Origin of the sequence: Salinibius halmophilus (assembly GCF_003577475.1) — a bacterium.
GTDB classification, from domain to species: domain Bacteria; phylum Pseudomonadota; class Gammaproteobacteria; order Pseudomonadales; family Natronospirillaceae; genus Salinibius; species Salinibius halmophilus.
The window spans coordinates 69,633-92,005 of the sequence record NZ_QPEP01000014.1 but is presented as its reverse complement, the minus strand read 5'-3'; the positions used below and the strand labels follow the sequence as shown (position 1 = coordinate 92,005).

Genomic DNA, 22,373 nt, shown 5'->3' with positions numbered 1-22,373 from the left:
TATTAAACGATCAGCTGTGCCATCGTTGCGCTAAGCCCCTTGGCTGTGGCTGCCATGCTCGAGGCATCGTGCGTGTTTTTGGCCACATTGCCAGCAATATGATCGGCGGCGTCACTTACGGCGGTGGTGATTCGGCCTATTTCCTCTGTTGCCTCTCGTTGCTGACTGGCAGCACTTGAGATCGTTTGAGCTAAGGCGCTAATGGCTTGTACTTCATTGTTGGCTGTCGCTAGGTATTCCCCTACTTTTGCTACCTTGTCGTTGGTTAATTGTGCTGCGCTACCCGAGCGCTCCATGATGTTCACCGCATCTTGGGTTTGCTGTTGTAGAGCAACAATTTTGCCTTGAATCTCGCCTGTTGCATCGTGAGTGCGCAGCGATAAGCTTCGCACCTCGTCAGCAACAACGGCAAAACCTCTACCTTGATCGCCCGCCCGCGCTGCTTCAATGGCAGCATTAAGGGCTAATAGGTTCGTTTGCTCGGCAATTTCTTGAATGGTGCTCAAAATAGAACCAATGCTATCTGCTTCGGTTTCTAGGGTCGTGATGACTTCCGCCGTTTGATTCAACTCTGACATCAATGCTTGCATGCTGTCGCCGCTATCGAGCGCGTGTTGGTTTGCTTTACTGGTGGCATCGGCTGAGCGCTTGGCTGAGTCGGCAGCATTAGCCGCCGAATCGGCAACTTCGCCAGCGGTTGCGGTGATTTCCTCTAATGCCGTGGCAATTTGCAGAATTTCGCTTTGCTGGGCTTGAATTTGTCCATTGTTGTCTGTGGCGGACTGCTCAAGCGCAGTTGCAACGTCAATCAGCTCTTCGGTAGAGGCTTTGGCTTTTATCACCAGCTGCTGCACCGAGGCGACAAATTGGTTAAAGCTTTCCGACAGTACACCCGTTTCGTCGTTGCTCGTAACCGGAATGCGGTTGGTAAGATCGCCATCGGCTTTTGAGGCGGACTGCAATGCTTGAGTCAGTTGGTTTAATGGTTTTAACAGCTGGCGCACAACAATAAATGCAACAACGGCGCTGGCTATTAACCCAAACACACTAATGATTACTAGGGTTTGCACGGCTTGTTTTACCGGTGTGTCGATGGCCTGTTGGGCATTGGTGAGTAATGCCAGCTGTAGGCCGGTAGTGCCAATGGGCTCATTTTTAATTAGGTATGGGGTGTTGTTGTATTGCACGCGTTGCAAGGCTGCAGAGCGCCCGTTGGGAATTAACTGGCTAAGGTTCTCACCAATTAACCGCTGATCGGCACTGGCCAAAATGTTGGCTTGCTCATCGAGAAGTAACACATAACCTTCACTTGGCAGCGGTAAGTCGAGCACTTGCTGCACAATGGCATCAATGGATAGGTCGATCCCTGCCACTCTAGCAACTCGCCCGTTTTCACGACCGGCCGCGGCAAAGGTTACTACCAACTTATTACTATTTAGGTCGATATACGGCGGCGTCATAATGGCTGTGTTGGCTTGGCTGGCTTGGACGAACCAAGGGCGAGTGCTGGCATCAAAACCGGCTGGAATTAACCCTGCTGGGAACTGAGCAATATCTCGGTTACTCGTTTCAGCCACATAAACGAACGTGGCATTAAGCGATTGGCTAGTGAGCGCCAGTAGCTGGTTACCCAGAGCGGGGCGGTGTTGTGCGGCGAGTGCTTCCACTTGTTGTTTTTGCGTATTGATCCAGTCGCTCATGATCACTGCCGCACCGGAAATAACCGCATCAAGTTGCTGCTCGGTATTTTGCACTAGGGTTTGTTGCTGCCGATTTGCAGCCATCCAAGTGAGGGCTGTAGTGAGTAGGGCAATGACCAGAACAATGGCAATGCTAATCTTGTGGGCAATACTTCGCATTCGACGACCTCACCTATTCAATTTTACTTTTTGTAAGTAATAGTATTTTTGTGTGAGAAAGTGTATCGGCGAGATCGTGCGTTTCTGTAGTTGGGATATGGCCGGGTACAAGCCGGCCATGTAACGTTTAGCTGCCGTTTAATAGTTCGTCGGCGTTGACTTTGGCAGCGTAAATTAAGCCAACGGCTAGGGCGACGACCAAGTTGCTGAGTACGGCTACCAATGGCATCCACCAAATAAGGTCGCCGGCGGCTAGGGTTTGAATTGTTACTGGGTAGTTAACAATAGGAATCGCTAGTACTAACAGCGTTGGGTCAAGAATGCCCTGCATCGAAAAAATGATGGGGATATAGATTAAGATAAAAACCAGGCTGGCTTGCGACTGTGCTTCTTTAAAGCTTTTTGCCGAGCGCGTTATGGTTAACAAGGCGCCGGCAATTAAGATGGCAATTGGAATGGCCAGCAGCAAGGTGTTCGCAAGCAAAGCAGGCGACCAAGCTGAGAAGGCGTCGGCGATGTCACCAGAAGCAAATAGTTGTGCAGGGATAAGAAATAAACTTAGCGACCCCATCATTAATAACGCCGACATAATGCCCGCCGAGGACAGCATTAACCATTTTCCCAACAGAACTTGGCTGGCAGGCGCCGGCGAGGCCAGCAAGGTTTCTAGAGTGTTACGCTCGCGCTCACCTGCTACCAAATCACCCGCTAGGCTCATGGACGTTGCCAACACTGAGACCATTAGCAGCATTGGCAAAATTAGCCCGATAATGGAACTTGAAAAGGTTTCGACTTCGCTCGCACCACTGATGTCACGATCACTCATCGACCAAGGCTCTAGGTCGGCCAAACTCAGATTAAATTCGGCAAGTGTGTTGTTGGCATATTGGAGGTTGAGGTCATCAACCAGGTCGTATAACCGCCGCCCAAGCGCGCTTTGTAAGTCACCGGTATCGAAAGCGGCAGTTAATTCAGTGCCGCTACCCGATAATTCAACATCGGCAACGGCATCGGTAGGAGAGAAGTACTCACTGGCTTGCAGTTGCGCCTCAAACTCGCTAATCGGTTCACTTGTCCAAGTATAGGTATAACGCTCAGCGGCGGACTTTTCCGAAGCCAAATAGCCGACACCAATGGCTACGGCCATGATGACAGGGGTGAGCAGCAGCGGCAGTACGATCAGCGAAATCAGTGTTTTGCGATCACGCAGAATGTCGCGCCATTCTTTCCAAAATATGGTCATCATACGCCAACTCCTTGGATAATCTTGGTAACGGATTGATGAATGTCTTCTGCATGCTGGCCAAGGTGCTGAACTGGGCCGTTGAACGCCACCTTGCCCTTGGCAATGATGGCAACGTCGTCAGCCAGTTCGGCAACCTCGTGCATATGGTGCGTGGACAATAAAATGGTGCGATCGGCATCACGCTGGCGTTTTACTACTTCAAGCATGCGGGTCGACGCCATAATATCTAGCCCAGAGGTTGGTTCGTCCAAAATCAGTAGTTGCGGATCGTGCAGCAAGGTGCGTGCAATATTGCCTTTTTGATGCATGCCGGTTGAGCAGGCATCAACGCGAGTATTGAGTGCTTTCCCAAGCTCCAGTTGCTGGTCGAGTTGCTCAATTCGCTGCTGGATGCTGGTTTTATCCATGCCATACAAGGTGCCGAAGTAGTGCAGGTTTTCAGCAACAGTGAGGCGGGGGTAAAGGCGCGTAGTGCCCGCAAGGTAGCCAATTTGCTGGCGCCAAGATGCACCGCTCTTGGCGGTCAACCCATTCATGCTGATATCGCCAGCCTCGAAGCTCAACATGCCCGCAATACAGCGCAGGGTAGTGGTTTTGCCTGCACCGTTGGCGCCCAGAACTGCTAATGTGCGACCGCTTTTGGCGGTTAACTCAACATTGTTGAGCACTGGCTTAGCGACTGTAATTGTTTTCCAGCGCTGTTTTTGTTTTTCCTGAAATGTCTTACACAGACCTTGTACCGACAACATTCCAATACTCCTTGATTAGGTGTCACGCGTTCATTTGGTGACCACCATAACGATACGGATTTTTGCCAACAAGTCGATGATTGAGTACCGGCGGCGTTGCATGGAAAATTTGGTTTGTCCTTAGCTTGTTTTGCGCCACCCCCGGTGGTGAAGCAGCGCCGATTAAGAGTGTTTACAATGTTTCGTATCTACCGGCTATAAACCCCTTCTAATGCCCGCGCGATTGGGCCGTCCATGAGTTCATAAAGCTCCTCACGCACTTCAATTAGGCGCCACATATCCTGTAGTTTGCCGGGGTCGGTGGCAATTTGGTCATAGTCACCAAAGCTGATGATGGTAGCGGCCATTTCTTCGTATAGTGCCATGGCTTGGCTGCCCAGTTCGGCGTTATCGTTTGTTTGCAGTGTTTTTAGTGGGCCGCCTACCACAAAGATTAACCGCGAGGCTTCTAGGGGTTGTAGGAATTGAATGTGCGCATAGCTTTGCATCCAAGGCGTTACGGCACGGTCTAGCGCGACGCTGCCATCGGCTTGCATTGGGGCGCGCATAAACCGATCAGCTAGGCGCAGTTGCGCACGAATCGCGTCCATGGCCAAGGCGAAGTACTCTTCATCGGAACGGTTGGCGACTTCTAATAGTTCACGCTGAATGCTTAGGGTCCATTTTTCGGAGTGATCTAGCGTTTGCAGGGCATGGGTGTCGGCAATGTTTTTTAACGCCACGCAGCGCGCTGGGTCTTCAATGATGTCGTCATTGGCATAAATGAGATATTCCATGGCGGTAATGCTTGATAGCGTATCGCCATACTCACGAGGTCGTGTGGTTGGGCTATTGCGCACGGCCTCAACGTAGGCCTCTACCTCGCCTGGTACGGTATCAACGGCATCAGGGAAAATAAGAAATGGTGGGTAGCTGCTGCGGCTGCGAATTAGGTCGAGGCCATCCGTGCGAGCGAAGGCGGTGACTAGGCCGCGATGGGCGTTGCGCATTCTGGTTAGGTTGTCTTCGTTGGGCTCGCCGCATAGCATGCCCACTAGCTGGGTGTAGCGCTGGGCATTTTTATTCCAGTCTTCAAAGGTTTTTTGCCACACTTCACCGGCGCCTCGCGCCCCTTCACCAGCAGCAAAACAGCCGCTCAGAAAAATGGCAGCGGCAATCGTTATTAACTTTTTCATAGCTCTTCCAAAAACTGGTTTTTCTCTTTGACATAGTTGCCAGCGCTGTACTTGAAAAACGCCAACTCTTTTTCGTTTAGTGGCCGGGCTTTTTTCGCCGGACTGCCAACATACAAATGTCCAGATTCTAATTGTTTACCTGGTGGTACTAAGCAGCCGGCGGCAATCATGGTTTGTTTGGGTACTAGGGCACCGTCGAGCACAATGGCGCCAATGCCTATTAGTACTTCATCTTCAATGGTGCAGCCATGCAAACAAGCGTTGTGGCCTATGGTGACGTCGTTGCCAATAATCAGTGGGTGGCCAGTAGGGTTGTAGTCACTGGCGTGGGTGATGTGCAGCACCGAGCCGTCTTGCACAGAGACGCGCTCGCCAATACGAATATGGTGCATGTCGCCGCGAATAACGGCCATTGGCCAAACTGAGCTGTCGGCACCAATTTCAACATCGCCAATAATGCAGCATTGTGGGTCGATATAAACGCGCTCACCTATGGTTGGCGCCACACCACGCAGAGATCGGACAGGTTTCATACCAGTACCTTGTTGCAGAGAGTTTGGCCATTGTAGCGCAAGCAATGGTGTGGCTAAACTGCTACCTGTCTTTCGCTTGATACGGCGCAGGAACTTGCTTGTTGCTAGAAATTGCGAGCGCTTGACGCTAAGTATGTTCTTCAGGTGGGCAAAGCAAGTCTTTTAGTGAAGAAAAGCGGTAGGGTTTAACGAGGAAGTCGTCCATGCCAGCGCTTTTGGCAAGGGCTCTATCGTGGTGGGTTGCATTGGCGCTGACGGCGATAATATGACAAGGCGGCAGTGCGTGTTCTTGTTCTATCTGGCGGATTTTTCGGCAAGCTTCGAGGCCATCCAATACCGGCATTTGTAAATCCATAAGTATGACGTCGGGCTGGCTTTGTAGGTAGTTAGACACTGCTTCGTGGCCGTTTTCCATCATGGTGGCGGGTAAGTGCAAGCGCTCGAGCATGGCGAACATGACCTTACGATTCACAGGGTTGTCCTCTACGACCATGGCTTGTTTGAAATTGCTTGGCTTCTGGTCAGTGTTTTTTGAAGCAGGCGCTGCTTTTAATGCCGGCACCTTGAGTGTAAACGTGCTGCCTTGACCTAGCTGAGATTCTACAGTGAGTTCACCGCCTAACAACTGCGACAATTGTTGTGACAAGTACAAGCCTAATCCATTGCCTTGGTGTTGGCGCGAGAGTGACGGGTCTGGTTGCCAAAAGGCTTTGAATACGTGCCGCAAGTGTTCAGGTGGAATGCCGAAACCTTGGTCGCTGATTGTAATGGAAGTATTGTGCTCATCGGCGGTGACTGCCAAAGTAACGACGTTCGTATCTTGATTTGAACGGCGAAATTTAATCGCGTTGCCAATAATATGATTCAAGATTCTTCGCACTTTATTGCTATCAGTGTTGATTATGAGCGATTCAGGCCCTTCGTATACTAGCTCGGCGTTTTGTAGAATGGCTGCACCTTGGTGATCGGCCAACACAAGCTGGCAGAGTTCAGCAAGATTTACCTCGCAGAGGCTTAACTGTTGATTGCCATTATAAAACTCGCTGTATTCCAGCACATCATCTAATAACCCACTCAGAGTTCGGCTAGAGCGCTTGATTTGTTGCCAGTGCTCGCGCTTTCTTCGATCGACATCTCGCTCTTCAATCAAGTCTAAATGGCCAATTATGCTGGTTAATGGGGTACGTAACTCATGACCAATCGTGAGCAATAGTTTGTTCTTTTCCTGTGAAATGCGTTCAGATTCTTGCCAAGCTCGATCAAGCAAATCATAGGTTTTGGCTTGCGCAGCCACCTTGTATTGCAGCTTATTGCGAGCCTGGCGGTCGAGCGAAAACTGTTGAAAAATCATGATGGCGCAAGCAAAGATGCAGCAACTCAAAATAAATACCGTGGCAAAGTATGCAGGTGCGGGTAGGGGTTGCAAAGGTTGGCTAATCCATAGGGTTTGCACCACAAGCTGGGCTAAATACGTAAGCAAGGGTATGGCAGCTAATAACAGTACAACGGCTTTATGGTCACTCGCTTTATAAAAGAATGGAAAGGCCATCAACAGCATGTAAGCAGGGGCCAATACGGGTTTATCACTGACCATTAATCCCAGTAAAAACACGCCTGTGTCAATTGCAATGAACAGGGCAACTGCGTTGCCAGTATGGCGCCCAGCTTGGTTTCGCAGCCAAATGGCGCCATATATAGCGGCATACGTAGAGAAAAATACTAGAAAAACTGTCAGCTTGGCAGCAATAGAAAACAGCACAAACGCGCCACACGTAAGCGTGCTAATCATAGCGAGCCAGCGGCTTATGTCGTGCACCCGCTGCGTACTGAGTGTGAAGCCTTGATTTGACGGTGTCATTTTTGTTTATTCTTACACTGTTTGGTTATTGTACAGTTTTCTTACCCAAGCATAAACATAAAAGTAATACATAGGGGTAGTTATGACCAATCCACTATTAGCCGATGGCGCCTTGCCAGAGTTCTCGAGCATTCAACCTGAGCATGTCGTGCCTGCTGTGGAAGCTCGAATTAATGAAGCGCGGGCGGTGGTTGCGAAATTGGTAGATCAAGCTGAAACGCCGACTTATCAGAACTTTGTATTTGTCATTGAAGAGGCGATGGATGCCTTGGAAAAAACGTTTAGTCCAGTTGGTCATCTCAATGGTGTAGCAGATAGCGAAGCGCTGCGTGTGCCCTATCGAGAGGCCGTATCGCTGATCACGGCTTTTCAAACTGAGTTCAACCAGAACCCAGCCATCTACCAAGCGTACAAAAAGGTGCTAGAGCATGAGATGGACTTGTCTAGCGCCCAGAAAAAAGCATTAGCAGATGCCGTGCAAGGGTTTGAGCTAGCCGGTGTGGCCTTGCCAGAGGTCGAACGTAAACGCTTTGGTGATATTCAAGGCGAGCTGGCGCAGTTGCAACAGCAGTTCCAAGAGCATGTGCTAGACGCTACAAAAGCATTCTCTATGCATATTACTGATGAGTCCGAACTGGCTGGTTTAAGTGAAGATGATAAAGCTTTGCTAGCGCAGTATGCGCAAGCGAAACAACTCGATGGTTGGCTGATTAACTTAGAAATTCCGTGTTACCTAGCCATCATGGAACGCGCGAGTAACCGAAGCTTGCGCCAGGCCGTTCATGAAGCCTGGGTGTCACGCGCATCCGAAGTAGGGCCGAATGCAGGTGAGTTTGATAATCGCCCAGTGATGGAAAAAATTATGCAGCTTCGCCAAGAAGCGGCTGAGTTGTTAGGGTTCAAAGCCTATGATGAGTATGCATTGCAAACGCGAATGGCTGAATCACCCGAGCAAGTGTTTAATTTTTTGACCGAACTAGCCCACAAGTCGAAAGCGCAAGCACAAGCAGATGTTGCTGAGTTAGCTGAGTTTGCCAAGGCCGACTTGGCACTGGACACGCTGGAAGCTTGGGATATGGCATATGCTTCTCAGAAGCTACAGGAAAAGAAATACAGCATTAGCAACGAACTTATTAAGCCATACTTCCCACTACCAACGGTCATTTCGGGTTTGTTCCGCACGCTTGAGCAATTATTCAATGTAAGTGTTGAAGAAGTCACATCGTTCGATACTTATCACCCAGATGTGCGCTTTTACCAAATTACCCGCAATAGCGAAGTTATCGCCCAGTTTTACTTTGATTTGTTTGCCCGTGAAGGCAAACGTGGTGGTGCTTGGATGGACGTTTGTCGCTCGCGCCGCTTAACCAGTGATGGCGTGCAAATTCCTGTTGCTTATATGGTATGCAACTTCTCACCAGCGACTGGTAACAAGCCTTCGCTACTGACGCATTCAGATGTCGAGACATTATTCCATGAGTTTGGCCATGGTATTCACCATATGCTAACTCAGGTTGATGTCAGTGCAGTGAGTGGTATCGCGGGCGTGCCGTGGGATGCGGTCGAGTTACCAAGTCAGTTTATGGAAAACTATTGCTGGCAGCCTGAGGTGCTAGCCTATTTGTCTAGCCATTATGAGACCAATGAGCCCCTACCACAGACATTACTGGACAAAATGCTGGCAGCGAAAAACTTCCAAAGTGCCATGCAGATGCTACGCCAGCTTGAGTTTGCTCTGTACGACTTTACTTTGCATCATAAGTTCCGTAAGGGTCAGGAGCAGCTTATTACAGATGTCATGCAAGACGTTCGCCAAGAGGTATCGGTCGTGCCAGTGGCTGCATTGAACCGTTTTGCTAATGGTTTCTCACATATCTTTGCCGGTGGTTATGCAGCGGGTTACTACAGCTACAAGTGGGCTGAAGTACTCTCGGCAGATGCGTTTTCTCGCTTCGAAGAAGAAGGCATCTTTGCTGCCCAAGCCGCAGCGGACTTTGCTCATTACATTTTAGGTCAGGGCGGTTCACAACCAATGGCGGAGCTATATCGTCAGTTCCGTGGGCGTGAGGCAACCGTTGATGCACTATTGCGCCACTCTGGCATTGCTGCATGATCATCAACCTTAAGCAAGCGGCACCCTTTGTGCCGCTCATTGCTCAGTGGCACCAAGATGAGTGGGCCCACTTGAATCCAGGAGAGTCCTTAGCTGGTCGTATCGAGCGCATGCAGCGCTATCTCAATGAAGATGATCTGCCACAAATGTGGGTAAAGTTTGTCGCAGGTCATCCCGTCGCCACCGCGGCTTTGGTCGACAATGACCTGCCGGAATCAACGTCACGAACACCTTGGTTGGCCAGTGTTTACACCGAAGCAGGCAATCGTGGTAGGGGGTATGCTGGCGAACTGGTAAACCATGTTTATCAGCAAGCGTTGGCATTAGGTTATCAGCACTTATGGTTATACACGCCAGATGCCGCGCCACTCTATGAGCGACACGGCTGGCAGGTGATTGCTGATCATCAAGTGTATGGCGAAGCAGTCACTATTATGTGCCGCTAGCTGTTCAGTGCATCTATTTGCTGGCGCAGCTGATGGTAGCCGCCAGCATTAATTACATCGCGATAGCCTGCTCGTTGCAGTAAGCCTTGAGCAACGCTAGAGCGACCACCAGACGCACAATACACAATTACTCGGTCGGATTTATCCAGCTGACACTGTTGTTTGCTTAAGCGCTGAGCTAGTTGGTCTACGGGTACGTTTAACGCGTTGTTTATATGGCCACTGGCATATTCAGCTGGGCTGCGAACATCTACGATTGTCGTCATAATGCTGTCCTCTATTGTGCGCTTGGCTCTACCAGTGGTGAGCGCTACGCACATCTTTGATTAAGTGATGAACACAAGTATAAGCAGAAAGCTCCGAAACAATAGGCTTGAATTGATACTTTATGTTGCGTATATGGGATTATTGGGGCGATTTATTTGAGTTTAATCACCCTGTAACACAAGTGGACTGGATTAATCACTAGATTAGCGGGACACTACGTGCGACCTGTCCAATGGCAAGGAGATTTCAGTAATGATGGCAACCCTGGTAAAGCGCAGCGCGCTTGCAGTGATTGTGCTAATTGGCGGCATTTGGGCGGTAAGTTATTCAGCAGTGAATTTATTCGACTCTACTCTGCGCATTGAGCGAATTGATGTGCAAGGTTTGCCATCATCAGCGGCTGCTTATCAGCACGCCTACGAGGTAAGTCAGTACCCAGCAGCGCAACTGCGGTTCTATACCAGTGCATCCTTACCAGATTCTTTACTATCACGCTTGCGTATGGGTTATGGCAGAGATCAGCAGGACAATGCCCAGATTATGCTCAGTTTTACTGAGGCCTCTGTATGGCAGCTTTGGCAAAATCTTTACTATCGCAACAAGGTTATTGCGGCGACTAGTGCGCTCTCGGCCCAGCACCTAGCTAATCGAGAGCAAGCCCTTGCGGCTCGCCCTATTGCGGATCAAGTGAGTAATGCGGTGATGTCGGGCGACACAGAGCTGTTGCAGCTGCGTTTGGAAAGCCTAAGTCATATATCAACGTCGTCTGATTTAACCGAACTAGCGTTGCAGTTTGCTCAGTTTGACATGGCCGAAGCCGGTAAGGCGGTGATGTATTTCTCTGATCGTAATGTCGCCCGGTTTCGATATGACTACGTATCTCCTAGTCTAGAACGTGCGTGGTTACTAGTTGACGTTAGCCTTGGCGACTCTCTCGCGCTCGCAGCGATTGACGTTAAAATTGTCCAAGACGGTCAATAGTAGCTGCTAAATATCTCAAGCCAGCATTGTCATATGTCTATTAGCATTAGTAATGGTATAATGCTCGGCTTTCTCACTCTGGGAGAGAACATGCAGCCAGTTAAGCGATTTATTGCCGGTGTGGTGTGCCCAAAATGTGGTGCATCCGACAGTGTTAGAGCCTGGTTGGACGAAGCAGCAGAGCTTCAGCATCGAGACTGTGTTGATTGTGGCTATGAAGATAGCCTATCAACCAAGGTGCAAGTGAACCCACCAAGTGAGCTAACCACTCGCGTCACGCCAGTGTCAGCAAGTGAACCAACACCTGCGCAGCCGATTAATATTTTAGATCCAGGCCTGCGCCGAACTGATCATTAAAGATCTTATAGGAGTAAGCCATGACCGCGCTAGTAGGCGTCATCATGGGCTCGAAGTCTGATTGGGCAACCATGAGCCACACCGTAGAAACCTTGGAAAAACTCGGCATTAGCTGTGAAGCTAAGGTCGTATCTGCCCACCGCACGCCTGATTTGCTGTTTGACTATGCTGAACAAGCAGAAGACCGTGGCATTGAAGTAGTCATTGCTGGCGCCGGCGGTGCAGCCCACTTGCCAGGTATGTGTGCGGCGAAAACATCACTTCCCGTGTTAGGTGTGCCAGTGCAGTCTAGTATGTTAAGTGGCGTAGACTCATTATTGTCGATTGTACAAATGCCTGCTGGTATACCTACTGGTACCTTGGCAATTGGCCGAGCCGGCGCGATCAATGCAGCCTTGTTGGCAGCATCTATTTTGGCGAATAAATACCCTGAGATAAAACAAGCGCTGAAAGCTTTCCGTGCCAATCAAACGGAAACAGTGCTAGCGAATCCAGACCCAAGCGAGGCTTAAGCGTGCGAATTGGTATTGTAGGCGGCGGGCAATTAGGGCGCATGATGGCCCTTGCAGCGCGGCCAATGAACGTTGAGTTTACTTTCATTGATCCGGCGCCAGATGCCTGTGCGCAATCATTTGGCGTGCACCTGCAATGTGATTACGATGATGACTTTGCCATCGAAGAGTTAATCAATACCTGCGATGCGGTAACGTTTGAGTTTGAAAATGTGCCTCCCGCAGCAGTCGCCAAGCTTGCCGAGCACCTGCCAGCGCACCCCAATGCTAAGGCACTCCAAACGGCTCGTGATCGCTGGCACGAAAAGTCGATGTTTATCGAGCTGGGTATTCCAGTGCCAAAACTTGCCACCATCGACAGCGAGCAAGACTTGCAGCAGGCGCTTGCAACCGTTGGTTTACCTGCGGTGCTAAAAACACGCACCATGGGTTACGACGGCAAGGGTCAAAAAGTACTTCGCTCAGAAGCCGATGTGGCAGGTAGCTACATTGAACTTGGCGAAGTGCCGTTGATCATGGAAGGTTTTGTCGACTTTGACCATGAGGTGTCGATTGTCGCGGTACGTAGTCGTTCGGGTGAAGTTAGTGCTTGGCCGATCACTCAAAATGAGCATCGACAAGGCATCTTGCATTGTTCTCGCCCCGTTGCCGCGCATCCGCTGCAGGCACAAGCGGCTGACTACGCGAGCAGAGTCATGCAGCATCTTGATTATGTCGGCGTAATGGCGTTTGAGTTCTTTGTGACCGCTGATGGATTACTTGCCAATGAAATCGCGCCGCGAGTACATAATTCAGGACATTGGACAATTGAAGGTGCTGTAACCAGCCAATTTGCCAATCATGTGCGAGCGATTGCTGGGCTTCCTATTGGCAGTACCGAACGGCTTGCACCCTGTGCCATGCTTAATGTGATTGGTGGTTGGCCTGATATTGAGGCCATATTGTCAGTGCCGGGCGCAAGCTGGCACGACTATGGTAAAGATGCGCGTGCAGGGCGTAAGATCGGCCATATAACGGTTGTTGCAGAGAGTGAGTCTGAGTTAGACGAACGCCTAGCGCAGCTTGAGCCGTTATTGAATAACCTGCTATAGCAGGGTAACCAAGCAAGTAAAATTGACAAGCCAGTGCCTTGAGTGCATTGGCTTTTTTTTTGCTCGCTGACCAGACTTCCCTTGTGCCAGATACGACAAAGCCGGTGAGGACACCGGCTTCAGCAGCTTTTCTTATTATTATCGCGACACTTATTTTTCTTATTTTTATGTGTCTGTTTTTATCGCACCTTATTGTTTTTATTGGGTGGTGCGTAACGTGCCAAGCTTATTGTTGTTATTAAGTGCTTGCCCAAATACTAATGCAGGTCGCGTGCCACTTTTGAGACTTGTGATTCATGTGTGATAAATGTGATGTATCGCACACTTGTCGGTTAAGTTGTCACCATTTTGTCGTTGACGTCTGTCTTACAAAGCCTTTCAAACTCTTAGATTCTGTTTCTTGGGTGGAAAGGTAACAGTAACAGTAACAAAAAGTGTGTACTAGTCGACATCGAGAGTGACGATCCGTCGACAGTGCATACTTACAATTGGAAACATCTAGTCAGTCCAATTTTGACGGTGCAATCAACAAAACGCTGAATTAGTGAGAGGGCAAGAAAATCCAGTGGCCAGAAACAAGAAAGCCGACATAATGTCGGCTCAGCGGTTCTTGTATGCGCACTTATTGTTGTTATTGTGCTTGGCCCCTTTTTATTTTTATTAGGTGGGGCTTGGCGCTGCTATTATTTTTGTTGTTGTGAGCGCCTACCTGTCTCTCTCAGAATATACAATGCAGGTGGCGTGCCAACTTTCCAACGTTGGTCTGATATTTAAATCGATAAAAAAAAGCCAAAAAACAGTCAGTTTCTTGGCTTTTTTTGGTTGACGTTTACAGTTGGATGTGGGGGTTAGCAGTTTGACCGCAGCAAGTGACACCAACGGTTACGTTACTGTTACCTCTACAATGTTACTGTGTAGCGCTTAGGCGGCCCCACCGTAACTGCACGCCATGTGGGTCGCCGAAACAAGGCCAGCGTTCAAATACTGGGGCATCAGTGGATTGCTTTAACAAGCTACTCGGGATTTTGTTAAACCTTGCGCTTAAAATAGACGTCATTTGCGAAATCAACTGCTCTAGTTCGCTCGCCAGCTCAGAGCCTATAAGCTCATGCACTACTAAGTTAGCGGTAACTAGGTTGCGAGGAATCAATGGTTGCCCTGTTCGGCTAAGGTAGTTGTCATTTAGCTCCTCTAACATTCGATGCGCTAAATATGCGGTGTGCAATAATCCAGCAAGGCCTTGACGCTGCTTTATTTGCGCCGGAGGGCTTAAGAAGTAGTCGATGGCCACATTAACAAATGGCTGCATGGCTTCTTCAAGCCCGAGCTCGGTAGCATCCTGCTCAACCACCTCTAAGCAATCCGGCACATGGCGCATATAGTCGATGACAAAAAATTGCAGACTATTCACCACATCTTTACTGGTCGTTTGGATGCTAGGATGCAAGTGTTGCAAATTGTGCTCGAGTATTTGCCTGAAGGCACCCGTCTCGGCTTCATGCTGGATCGCATCATCAATGATGTTACGAATGTCTTTGTATGGCATAGGCTCACCTAGCTCTTAAATATATTGGGTAAACTATAGGTGTTCGAAATTTAATCTGCACACCTACTTTTGTTGAAAGAGTAGCTAGTTCACATTTTTTCTAGCATAGAGCAAACAAACCAGTAACCAAATTGATCTGAGTGCTAGGAACAATGCAAAACTGAGCAGCAATTGTTGTGCGCTATCGAGCCAGAATAAACTGGGGAAATAGAAGATCAAGGCTGGTACAACAACGGCGTTGCGCAAGTGATGCACTTTATTGAGTCCAATGAACACACCATCTAAGAAAAAAGCGGTACTGCCCGCGCCAATCATAATAATGAGTGCCCACCAGAGCTGTAGCAGTGCATCTTGCACGCTGGCAACTTGTGAGAAAAAGCTAATTAAATAATCTTGTCCAAACCACAGCCCAGTTAACAGGATGGCACTAAAGCTGAATAGTAGGCTAGCGTTGGTGACTAAAATTTTATTCTGTGTTGTTCCTTTAGCATCGATTGCGGCACCGATCTGTGCCTCAGTTGCTTGGGCAAAACCATCGAGCAGGCTTGAGGTGAGCAAAAACAAGTTTAATAAAATTGTTACGCTGGCAGCAAAGGTGTTACCCATGGTGGCACTCATCCATGGCAAGCTGGCAACGCTGGAGGTCAGTATTAGGCCTCGTAACCACAGGGTGTTGCCTCTTTTGCGTAAAGCCGATAGCTGCATGTAGCTCGGTTGGCGGCCAAATGGGTAACACCCGTTACGCCTAGCCCAGCGCCAAAAACTGTAACCATAAATAAGGGTCATTAACCACTCTGCCACCATCGACCCCACAGCAACGCCTTGCACATGCCATTGCGCAACCAGCACTAAATAAGCCGAAAGGAGTAAGTTAATGACTTGCGCGGCAACACTGGCAACTAGGTTTATTCGGGTGAGGCCCTGGCCGATAAAGAAGCCAATAAAACAAAGGTTTAATAAGATGACAGGTGCATTGAGTAGTCGCAGTTGAAGGTATTGCGCGGCCAGCTGTTGTAGCTGCGTGTCTTCGCTAATCAGCGATAGCAGTGGTGATAACCAAATAAACTGACTAACAAGGAAAAAAGCACCTAGCGCCAATGCGATCATTGCGTGCTGTTGCCAAGCGGCAATGGCTTGCTGTTGCCAAGCGGCAATGGCTTGCTGGGGCTGTGCTCGGCCTCTGGCATTGGCCGACAACCCACTCATTGAAAAACTTAAAAAGTTGCAACCAAAAGCAATATAGCCCACAACCATTGCGGCAACGCCGACCGCCGCCGCATAGGCGGGACTTGGCAGGCGGCCCATTAAAATACTGTCAACTAAACCAATAAGCGGCGTAATGATGTTGGCCAGCATAACTGGCCAAGCAATACTTATGCTTTTACGCCAATAACTCATGAAAAAGCTTGATACCAACTATCTAAACGTTGGCGCAACTGGCCAAGTCCGCTGCCTTTAGTCGACGACAGTGACTGCACGCTAACCCCTGAAGCGCCATCAACGGCTTCTTTTACCATCGCTAAGGATTTACCGAGCTCTTTTTGCTTTAGTTTATCGGCTTTAGTCAGCACTACGTGCACGGGCATATTGCTTTCAAGGCACCACTGCAACAAAAACAGGTCGTCGTCTTTTAACGGATGGCGACTATCCATAAGTAGTACCAGGCCACGCAAACTGTGTCGCTCCTGTAAATATTGCGACATGTTTTTGTCCCACTCGCCGCGTTTACTTTTGGATACCTTTGCAAAACCGTAACCTGGTAGGTCGACGAGCTTAAAATCTGGTGTTGAAAGGGAAAAAAAGTTGATGAGCTGGGTTCGTCCTGGTGTTCTTGAGGTACGGGCAAGCTTGCTATTACGCGTTAAAGCATTGAGTGCACTAGACTTCCCAGCATTAGAGCGACCAGCGAATGCAACTTCCACGCCTCCCTCTGGTGGGCAGCTAGCTAAATCGGGGGCGCTAAGCAAAAATCTAGCTGAATCATAAGCAATCTTTACCGGTTCGTTGCTTTCGTCACTTCTCATTCTATTGACCACTCTCTATAATGTTGCCGTATAGGTATCTATATCGTAGGGGCAAGACGACATAGTGTACCAGATCAGACGCATTGCGATGTGATCTGAAAACAACTCGTGACAATCTTGGACTGAAGTATGAAAAAGCTAATAACGGCAGTACTGATTTTATGTGGCGTCGTGGGCAGCGCTGCGGCGGCAGGTGGTAACGCTCCCCCGGTGACGTTACCAAAGAAAGGTGACCCAGTAGCAGGTGAAAGCAAGGTAGCGGTGTGCATGGCATGTCACGGCCCTGGTGGTGCATCGGCCACGCCTACTTTCCCGAAACTAGCAGGTCAGCACGAAAGCTACTTATATAAGCAAATGGTAGATGTGCAGAATGGCGATCGAGTCGTGGCATCTATGGTTGGTATTCTAGACGGTCTAACTGATCAAGATTTGCTTGATATCGCTGCTTATTACGCTGATCAACCAGTAAGCTATGGTCGTGTGGTGAACCCAAACCCAGCACCAGCCAATGCTGGCGAGTTGAGTGAAGAAGAGCTAGCAGCTATTGAACAAGCTGAGTTGAACAAGGTGATAGAGCTAGGCGAAAAGCTTTATTATGGTGGTAACCCTGATACGGGTGTTCCAGCTTGCGCGGCTTGTCATAGCCCATCTGGCTCGGGCAATAAGTTGGCAGGTTATCCGCAACTTGGTGGCCAGCATGCTACGTATACGGCTAAGCAGCTATATGCGTTCCAGGCCGGTTATTTATACGAGGGTGATAAACCATCTTCTGAAAATGAGCGCATTAACGATGGCGATAGCATGATTATGCGAAGCATCGCATTTGCCTTAAAAGAACATGAAATTGAGGCACTAGCAAACTACATTCAAGGTTTGCGACCACGTCAATAATAAAAAAAGCGGCACTTGCCGCTTTTTTTATTATATTACCTACAGAAAGTAGGTATAGAGCTTGGTAGATCCGTAAATCATTCGCGCAGCGAATGTTTGCGGACATCGACGTCCTCAAATCAACCGTGCACCCAAGGTTTGCACTTGCAAGAATTACATTCCTAGCCAATAGTATAGGGTGACTGAGCAAGGCTGAATGATGACGACTTATCGAATACTAAGCTACAACATTCAAACGGGCATCCCTACACAAAACTATAGGCAATACATCACACGAGGGTGGCAACACTTACTGCCATCTCGACTGCGAGATGAAAACATGCTGGCGTTGGCCGACCTGTTGTCCGACTTTGACTTTCTAGCCTTGCAGGAAGTGGATGGTGGCTCTTTTAGAAGTCGTTTTCGTGCCCAAGGGGCTTGGCTAGCTGAGCATGCGGGCTTGCCTTACTACCACTTGCAGCGCACACGCAACTTTGGGCCTTTCGCCCAGCATGGCAATGCAATTTTGGCGAAAACACCTTTGCACCGCGTCAGCCTAGCGCCATTACCCGGCAATCTGCCAGGGCGGGGAGTGATGTTGGCCGAACTCGATCCAGAAACCGTATTGGTCAATACGCATTTGGCGCTAAACGCTCAGGTTCAAAAGCAACAGTTGCGCTATATTTTTGAGCGAATACAACATTACCCAAATCGTATTGTAATGGGCGACTTCAATACAGCGCCTGCGCTATTGCGGAATTGGTTACGAGAACTTGCACCAGATATGACGCTGGTATCTGATCAGCCTACTTATCCAAGTTGGCACCCTCGTACTGCCCTAGATCATATTTTATTGTCGCGCACGATTGCGCTGCATGATTATACTGTAATGCAACATAGGTTTTCTGATCATCTACCTGTGAGTGCCGTGATTGAGTTACCCAAAAGGCGCTCGCGACAAGGAGTAACCAGTGACTGACAGTCTTGCGTCAGAAACACTTCAAAGGTTCGTTCAGCGAATATCGCTACTGAGCTATGGGCGTTCTGCGGCTTTAGATACTGCAATTAGTGCACTAAAAGACGCGATTAAAGCTGACGCGCCAATGGCTGAACTCGATGCAAAGCTCAAAGTAGCCGAAGAGGCTGCGGATGATACTGAGCGCCAAGAAAAGCGCGCGCGCTGGCAGCTTAACTCTCAGGTGCTTGAGTTTGCTCAGACCATGGACTTAAGTCAGCTCAAGCAAATAGATTTAGAGTCACAAGACAGCTCACTGTTAAAACAGTTTGAAATTGTTGCTGCAGCGCTACAACATGCCACGCGGAACATGACGCGCGGTATGCCAATGGATGTTCACAATCGTATTCAAGACTTACTGCATTGCTTGCGCGCCTACGGTCGTGAAACCATACGCTGCCAAGAGCTATTAGAACAACTGAACCAGCAACCACAAACCTGGCAAGCAATTCTCGATGAGGCGGTAGCGATGGCGATTCAGCTATTGCGCGCCGAGCAGGCCGAGTTCGAACAGTATCTGGCAACGCTTAATCAACAACTAAGCGAAATTAGGCAGGTTGTTTCAGCGACTCAAAGCCAAGATGAAGCGTTTTCAGCGATGGAAGATCGCTTTACTGCGCGTATTGATGAGCACTTCCAGCGAATTGAAGACCAGCTAGCTAAGAACCTTAACATCGATGAGCTAAAAGTAGAGATTGTCAATAATCTGCAAGGTATTCGCGCTGATATGGGTGAGTTTTTAGCCCAGCAAAGAGAGATTCGCAAAACACTACGTGATCAAATGGTCGACCTTGGGCGAACCGTTTCGTCGATGGCAGAAGAAAATAGGCGTCAGCAGCGTGAGTTGGTAGCGACGAAAAAAAGTGCAATGACCGATGCTCTAACGGGCATGCCAAATCGAAGTGCTTATGAAGAAACCTGGCCTAGCTTTGTTGCCAATGCCAGTAATGATGGTTTGGTCTTGGTGGTTGCCGATATTGATAAGTTCAAAGGCATAAATGATCAATTTGGCCACCAAGCAGGTGATAGGCTGTTACAGGTGGTGGCAAAACTATTGAGTGACGGCATACGGAAATCGGACTTTGTTTGTCGCTACGGCGGTGAAGAGTTCGTGATCCTGATGTCTGGTATTACGCTTGAGCAATCGCAGACCGTAATTAATAAACTGCGAGAGCGCATCCAGTCTGCCCGTCTTACTTATAAAGGTGAGCGAGTAACGGTTACTTGTAGTTTTGGCGTGGCCAAATGGACACAAGGGAGCGAGTTCAATGACGTCTTTAACCAAGCCGATGAAGCTTTATACAAGGCAAAAAGGTCTGGCAGAAACCAAGTTGTTTTAGCCGAGCCTAGCGATTGAACTGATCTAGTACCTGTTGTAGGCGGTTTAATCGCAATGGCTTATGTAGCAATTGCTGCATGCCTGCCTCAATACAGCGGCTTTCATCCTCGGCTCCCACATTGCCAGAAATACCAATAATGACAGGCTCCGGTCGCTGCTGCTCTTTGGCGATATTGATAATTTGCCTGGCTGCAGTTGGGCCGTCCATTTCGGGTAGGTTGATATCCAGAAAAATGACTTGGATATCAGCTGTCTCACTCCAGCACGCAATGAGTTGCTCGGCATTAGCAAACGACATTATGTCGTGGCCTTCGTAACGCATAAAGTTTTCCAAAACTTTGCGGTTAACTTCGTTGTCCTCAGCTGCCAGGGCTCGGATGCTAGCGTGATCTGGGGTACTGGTTGGCGTGCCAGAGAAGTCTTCCACTACCATGGGTAGAGGTAATGTAAAACTAAAGCTGGCGCCTTTACCAATTTCGCTAACGAGTTCGAGCTTGCCTCCCATTTCATTGACTAACTCACGACAAATGGACAACCCCAAGCCAAAACCACCATAGGTGGCTTCAATTTGTTCGTTGGCTTGTGAAAATGCCTCAAACAGCTGAGCTTGTGACGATTTGTCTATCCCAATACCCGTATCAATGACGCTGAAGCGAATGCCTTGGCTGCCATCATTAAGTTGGCTAACTTTGGTTTCTATAGTAATGCTACCTGTGTGAGTGAACTTGGCAGCGTTACTGACTAGGTTGATTAGTACTTGTGCGATGCGCCGATGATCGCCAACAACACGCGATGGAATATTATCGGCAACAGCTAAGCGCAGCTCTACGTCTGGGTTGCGGTGTCCACCTTTACACAACTGCACTACTTGATCTAAACATCGCCTTAAGTCGAAGTCTTTGTTGCGCAGGGAGAGTTTGCCAGCCTTTAGGCGAGCTTCGTCTAGCAAGTCGTTGACTAGCACAAGAAGGTCATCGCCGGCCTGGCGTATAGCTTGAATATGCTGCTGGCGCTCTGCTTCGCTATTAGCCAGCTCTAGCAAGTCGGTAATGCCTAAAATCCCGCTCATTGGCGCGCGAATTTCGTGTGACACCTGGGTCATATACTTGGCTCGATTTTGTGATTCTACTTCGGCCATGCGACGGGCTTCGGCTATTAGGCGGATTCGATAGGCCAGTGCCAATGCCATGATGGTGGAGCCGACAACAGTGCCTACCTTAATAATGTCGACACCATGGTTGCGAATATCTATCGTGCCGAGCGTTTCTTGCACGTACACACCAATGGATAGCCACTGAATCACTAAGCCAATAATTAGTATTGTGGCTGACTTGTCTCCACGTTTAATTGCTTTGCTAGCCGCTGCAACGGTGAGTGCAGCCAGTGGTAGGGTGAGGTAAATCTCAACCAAGTTCATAATGTGCCCTGGCGCAAAAATGACCACTGGCAGCAAGCTAATAAACACCACTGCCATAGTATTTAAGCCAAATGCGAGCTTGGGCGCCCACTGTTTAACTTGCAGTGCGCGGGTAAAAAACAATGCGCCACAGGCTAATATCGCCAGTGTAAACATATGTAATACTGGCCCAAACCAAGGCACCCATTTAGGCCAGAAGTACTCCATAAAATAACCATCTAACCCGGCCACATAAATTGTGGCACTAATGATGTAACCAAGAAAGTACAGGTGCACCGTATCGCGCCCAGCCACCAGCATAAGCAGAGTTAATACAATTAAGCCAAGCATTAGGCCATAAGTTAGGCCGTCCAGTAGCAACTGAACACGCAGCTCCTCCTCGAGGTGGTTGGTTTTTTTAAGGGTGATCGGTATGCGCAACCATTCGTCATGTTCTAGACGAAGTAAAAACTCAGTTTGGTCAATGGGGCTAATTTTCAGAATATAATCATGGTGGCTGAACTCTCGGCTTTCAAAGGCTCTGTCGAGTCCTGAACGATAAAGACTGATGGGTTTGCCGTCTTTCAGTTCAAAGATATCGATTTTGGATAGGTGTGGCGTTTCAACATGCAGAGACCAATCGCGATGATAGGTGTCAGTTAAATCGAGTTGAAACTTAGCCCACACTACGCCAGCTCGTACACCTTCATTGAAGGTGCCTGCGCGTGATTGCCATGCGTCATTAGGCAAATTGAGCACTTGCGCTTCCGTTAACTTGCTATCACCAGGTTCTAGGTACCATTCTACATATGGCTCAAGCGGGTATTGGTCTTGTGCTGTAACAGGTATTGTAAGGGCTTGCGCAAAGCCAGTGCTCGCTAGCAGCAACAACAATATAGATGCTGCCCAAGTGCGCTGTTGCCAAGTTTCCATTCTGAATCAAGTGTCCCAATGCATAATAAGTAGGCGTTGTCATCGACCGCAAAAGTCTACACA

The 22,373-nt window shown here is 48.9% G+C and carries 20 protein-coding genes; 9 read left to right on the top strand and 11 right to left on the bottom strand.

What is annotated here, in order from left to right; genetic code table 11:
- Positions 1-2 precede the first annotated feature (2 nt).
- From DUW71_RS15570 to DUW71_RS15545, 6 genes are all read right to left on the bottom strand, one after another.
- Entirely contained in the window at positions 3-1,859 is a 1,857-nt protein-coding gene (locus tag DUW71_RS15570) for a methyl-accepting chemotaxis protein (RefSeq protein WP_119396195.1), read from the bottom strand.
- A 127-nt stretch (positions 1,860-1,986) separates the two neighbouring features.
- Positions 1,987-3,105: an ABC transporter permease gene (locus DUW71_RS15565; RefSeq protein WP_119396194.1), complete on the bottom strand. Its 1,119-nt coding sequence runs from the start codon at positions 3,103-3,105 to the stop codon at positions 1,987-1,989.
- Positions 3,102-3,854, bottom strand: a complete 753-nt coding sequence (locus DUW71_RS15560) for an ABC transporter ATP-binding protein (RefSeq protein ID WP_119396193.1) — start codon at positions 3,852-3,854, stop codon at positions 3,102-3,104. The genes DUW71_RS15565 and DUW71_RS15560 overlap by 4 nt, the downstream gene beginning before the upstream one ends.
- A gap of 188 nt (positions 3,855-4,042) precedes the next feature.
- Positions 4,043-5,029: a hypothetical protein gene (locus DUW71_RS15555; RefSeq protein WP_119396192.1), complete on the bottom strand. Its 987-nt coding sequence runs from the start codon at positions 5,027-5,029 to the stop codon at positions 4,043-4,045.
- On the bottom strand, positions 5,026-5,562 hold the full coding sequence (locus DUW71_RS15550; protein ID WP_119396191.1) for a gamma carbonic anhydrase family protein: 537 nt from the start codon (positions 5,560-5,562) through the stop codon (positions 5,026-5,028). The genes DUW71_RS15555 and DUW71_RS15550 overlap by 4 nt, the downstream gene beginning before the upstream one ends.
- Before the next feature lie 127 nt (positions 5,563-5,689).
- Complete coding sequence (locus DUW71_RS15545; protein ID WP_119396190.1) at positions 5,690-7,420, bottom strand: hybrid sensor histidine kinase/response regulator; 1,731 nt, start codon at positions 7,418-7,420, stop codon at positions 5,690-5,692.
- An 82-nt stretch (positions 7,421-7,502) separates the two neighbouring features.
- Between DUW71_RS15545 and DUW71_RS15540 the strand changes: the two genes are divergently transcribed.
- Together DUW71_RS15540 and DUW71_RS15535 are read left to right on the top strand one after the other, a co-directional pair.
- Positions 7,503-9,533 (top strand): M3 family metallopeptidase, encoded by a 2,031-nt coding sequence (locus DUW71_RS15540; protein WP_119396189.1) that lies wholly within the window; start codon positions 7,503-7,505, stop codon positions 9,531-9,533.
- The gene (locus tag DUW71_RS15535; protein ID WP_119396188.1) at positions 9,530-9,979 is read left to right on the top strand and encodes a GNAT family N-acetyltransferase; all 450 of its coding nucleotides are present in this window, start codon (positions 9,530-9,532) and stop codon (positions 9,977-9,979) included. The genes DUW71_RS15540 and DUW71_RS15535 overlap by 4 nt, the downstream gene beginning before the upstream one ends.
- Here the strand turns inward: DUW71_RS15535 and DUW71_RS15530 are convergent.
- Positions 9,976-10,299, bottom strand: a complete 324-nt coding sequence (locus tag DUW71_RS15530) for a rhodanese-like domain-containing protein (protein ID WP_119396187.1) — start codon at positions 10,297-10,299, stop codon at positions 9,976-9,978. The genes DUW71_RS15535 and DUW71_RS15530 overlap by 4 nt on opposite strands.
- A 199-nt stretch (positions 10,300-10,498) precedes the next feature.
- Here DUW71_RS15530 and DUW71_RS15525 point away from each other — a divergent pair, with 199 nt between their 5' ends.
- The 4 genes from DUW71_RS15525 (at position 10,499) to DUW71_RS15510 (ending at position 13,187) form a co-directional block, all read left to right on the top strand.
- Complete coding sequence (locus DUW71_RS15525; RefSeq protein ID WP_119396186.1) at positions 10,499-11,227, top strand: hypothetical protein; 729 nt, start codon at positions 10,499-10,501, stop codon at positions 11,225-11,227.
- 90 nt (positions 11,228-11,317) lie between these two features.
- Positions 11,318-11,584, top strand: coding sequence for a YheV family putative zinc ribbon protein (locus DUW71_RS15520; RefSeq protein ID WP_119396185.1), 267 nt, complete (start codon positions 11,318-11,320; stop codon positions 11,582-11,584).
- A 20-nt stretch (positions 11,585-11,604) separates the two neighbouring features.
- On the top strand, positions 11,605-12,096 hold the full coding sequence (gene purE, locus DUW71_RS15515) for a 5-(carboxyamino)imidazole ribonucleotide mutase (RefSeq protein ID WP_119396184.1): 492 nt from the start codon (positions 11,605-11,607) through the stop codon (positions 12,094-12,096).
- 2 nt (positions 12,097-12,098) lie between these two features.
- On the top strand, positions 12,099-13,187 hold the full coding sequence (locus DUW71_RS15510; RefSeq protein ID WP_119396183.1) for a 5-(carboxyamino)imidazole ribonucleotide synthase: 1,089 nt from the start codon (positions 12,099-12,101) through the stop codon (positions 13,185-13,187).
- A gap of 907 nt (positions 13,188-14,094) precedes the next feature.
- Here DUW71_RS15510 and DUW71_RS15505 read toward each other — a convergent pair.
- The 3 genes from DUW71_RS15505 to yihA form a co-directional block, all read right to left on the bottom strand.
- Entirely contained in the window at positions 14,095-14,733 is a 639-nt protein-coding gene (locus DUW71_RS15505; RefSeq protein WP_119396182.1) for a hypothetical protein, read from the bottom strand.
- 84 nt (positions 14,734-14,817) lie between these two features.
- A complete protein-coding gene (locus DUW71_RS15500; RefSeq protein WP_119396181.1) occupies positions 14,818-16,131 on the bottom strand; it encodes an MATE family efflux transporter in 1,314 nt (437 codons plus the stop codon).
- A complete protein-coding gene (yihA, locus tag DUW71_RS15495; RefSeq protein ID WP_119396180.1) occupies positions 16,128-16,757 on the bottom strand; it encodes a ribosome biogenesis GTP-binding protein YihA/YsxC in 630 nt (209 codons plus the stop codon). The genes DUW71_RS15500 and yihA overlap by 4 nt, the downstream gene beginning before the upstream one ends.
- A gap of 129 nt (positions 16,758-16,886) precedes the next feature.
- On the opposite strand from yihA, the gene DUW71_RS15490 reads away from it, so the two are divergent.
- The 3 genes from DUW71_RS15490 (at position 16,887) to DUW71_RS15480 (ending at position 19,999) form a co-directional block, all read left to right on the top strand.
- Positions 16,887-17,648, top strand: a complete 762-nt coding sequence (locus DUW71_RS15490) for a c-type cytochrome (protein WP_119396179.1) — start codon at positions 16,887-16,889, stop codon at positions 17,646-17,648.
- A 196-nt stretch (positions 17,649-17,844) separates the two neighbouring features.
- The gene (locus tag DUW71_RS15485; protein ID WP_119396178.1) at positions 17,845-18,606 is read left to right on the top strand and encodes an endonuclease/exonuclease/phosphatase family protein; all 762 of its coding nucleotides are present in this window, start codon (positions 17,845-17,847) and stop codon (positions 18,604-18,606) included.
- Positions 18,599-19,999: a GGDEF domain-containing protein gene (locus DUW71_RS15480; RefSeq protein WP_119396177.1), complete on the top strand. Its 1,401-nt coding sequence runs from the start codon at positions 18,599-18,601 to the stop codon at positions 19,997-19,999. Before DUW71_RS15485 ends, DUW71_RS15480 begins: the two co-directional genes overlap by 8 nt.
- On the opposite strand, the gene DUW71_RS15475 is transcribed toward DUW71_RS15480, so the two are convergent.
- Positions 19,989-22,310 carry a hybrid sensor histidine kinase/response regulator gene (locus tag DUW71_RS15475; protein WP_119396176.1) on the bottom strand — a complete coding sequence of 774 codons (2,322 nt, stop codon included), beginning with the start codon at positions 22,308-22,310 and terminating at the stop codon, positions 19,989-19,991. The genes DUW71_RS15480 and DUW71_RS15475 overlap by 11 nt on opposite strands.
- Between the last annotated feature and the right edge of the window lie 63 nt (positions 22,311-22,373).